The 1,541-nt window shown below is 67.2% G+C and carries 2 protein-coding genes; one reads left to right on the top strand and one right to left on the bottom strand.

Features of this window, described 5'->3' with window-relative positions; all coding sequences use genetic code 11:
* Positions 1–104 precede the first annotated feature (104 nt).
* The gene (locus tag K0M70_RS14140) at positions 105–1,094 is read right to left on the bottom strand and encodes a hypothetical protein (RefSeq protein WP_290783020.1); all 990 of its coding nucleotides are present in this window, start codon (positions 1,092–1,094) and stop codon (positions 105–107) included.
* Positions 1,095–1,124: 30 nt separating this feature from the next.
* Here K0M70_RS14140 and K0M70_RS14135 point away from each other — a divergent pair.
* A partial coding sequence (locus K0M70_RS14135; RefSeq protein WP_290783018.1) for a secondary thiamine-phosphate synthase enzyme YjbQ occupies positions 1,125–1,541 on the top strand: 417 nt, incomplete at its 3' end.

Genomic DNA, 1,541 nt, shown 5'->3' with positions numbered 1-1,541 from the left:
GTTTTCGATTTGCCGCCGGGAACGCGCCTCAAGGTTCTGGTCGAGGAAGCCGACGAACACGATCTGTGGGCGACGCCGGTCTGAGTCCGCCTCGCGGATTTGGCTCAAGACATCAGGTGGCGCGGGCGTCGCCAGAGCTTCCAGGCGTCGCGTGGGTGCATATGCAAGGCCTTGCCGCTGACCGGGTCCACCAGCCGCAGGCCTTGCGGACCGATTCCGCGCAGCGTGCCAAGCAGCGGCACGAACCAGTCCTGTTCCAGTTCCCGCAGCGCTTCGCGCCAGCCGTAGGCATCGCCGATCTGTCCGGCTGGGGTCAGGGTGTCGAGCAGAATGACCCCCTCACCGCTAAACAATTGTGCGTCCCGATGTGTGGGAAGCGCCCGCACGCGCGCGTTGCAGAAGGTGCCCAGCGCCAGCGCTTCGGCGTTCCCTGCGTACAGCGGAACAGGGGTGGCGCAGGTGACGGGCAGACGGCCGCCGCCCCACAGCCACAGCGAATTTACCGGGAGTTCGCCGCGCGCTTCGCGCGCCTGATTGACCGGATGCTCGTGCAGCAGCATTTGCAGTTCATTCAATTCGGCACGAAACCGCATGGCGTCGTCGCCCTGCGGCAGCAACGGATCGATATCGCGTCCCACCGCGACCGACAACGGCGTGGTGGTGAGGCGCGGTGCCTGGAGATACTGCAGGTACCAGCGCCGAGGGTGGAGCGGTAGCGGGCTCAGGTCAGGGCCGAAATGCTGGCCGATGGCGGCGGCCAGCGCGTCGGCTTCCGGGCGCGAGAGTGAAAGTGCGTCGGCGTCCGCTAGCACGATGCGGTCGCGCATCACTCGCAAATGCACCGGGTCGGCGCGCAGCCAGTAGGCGTCCCCGGCCACCCCGCCATCCGTCGCCAGGGTGATTGGGGCGAGCGGCCAGTCCTGCTGGCGCGATACTCCAAACGCTTCGCACAGGGCAGCCTCCACGCCGCCGTCGGGGCAGGGCAGGCGGGTGCCGCGTGCCAGCAAGGTTTGCAGCGCGGGCAGGTGCAGACCCGGGGCTGCCGTTTCCAGCAGGCGCGCGGGCGCGAACAGATAAGGGATGATGAACAGCATGCATCGAGTGTAACAAGCGGATTCGCTAGAATGGCGGCCATGCGCCAGGCCTTCCATGAAATCACCGTCCCCACCCGTGGCAAGGGCTTGTATGCGTTCACCCCGCAGGTGCGTGACTGGGTTGATGCCAGCGGCATCCGGCAGGGCCTACTCACGCTGTATATCCGCCACACCTCGGCGAGCCTGCTGATCCAGGAAAATTATGATCCGACGGTGCAGACGGACCTCGAGCGCTTCCTGTCGCGGCTGGTGCCGGAGGGCGACCCGATGTACGAACACACCCTGGAAGGCGCGGACGACATGCCGGCACATGTGCGCGCCGCGCTGACGCAAACCCATCTGGCGATCCCGGTTGCCGACGGCGGGCCGCTGCTCGGCGCCTGGCAGGGGATTTACGTCTTCGAGCACCGGCGTGCGGCGCAGACGCGCAGGGTGGCGCTGCACCTG

It is taken from the genome of Arenimonas sp. (assembly GCF_019459675.1).
Taxonomy (GTDB): Bacteria; Pseudomonadota; Gammaproteobacteria; order Xanthomonadales; family Xanthomonadaceae; genus Arenimonas.
The sequence above is the reverse complement of the archived record's forward strand: the minus strand, read 5'-3'. Positions and strand labels throughout refer to the sequence as shown.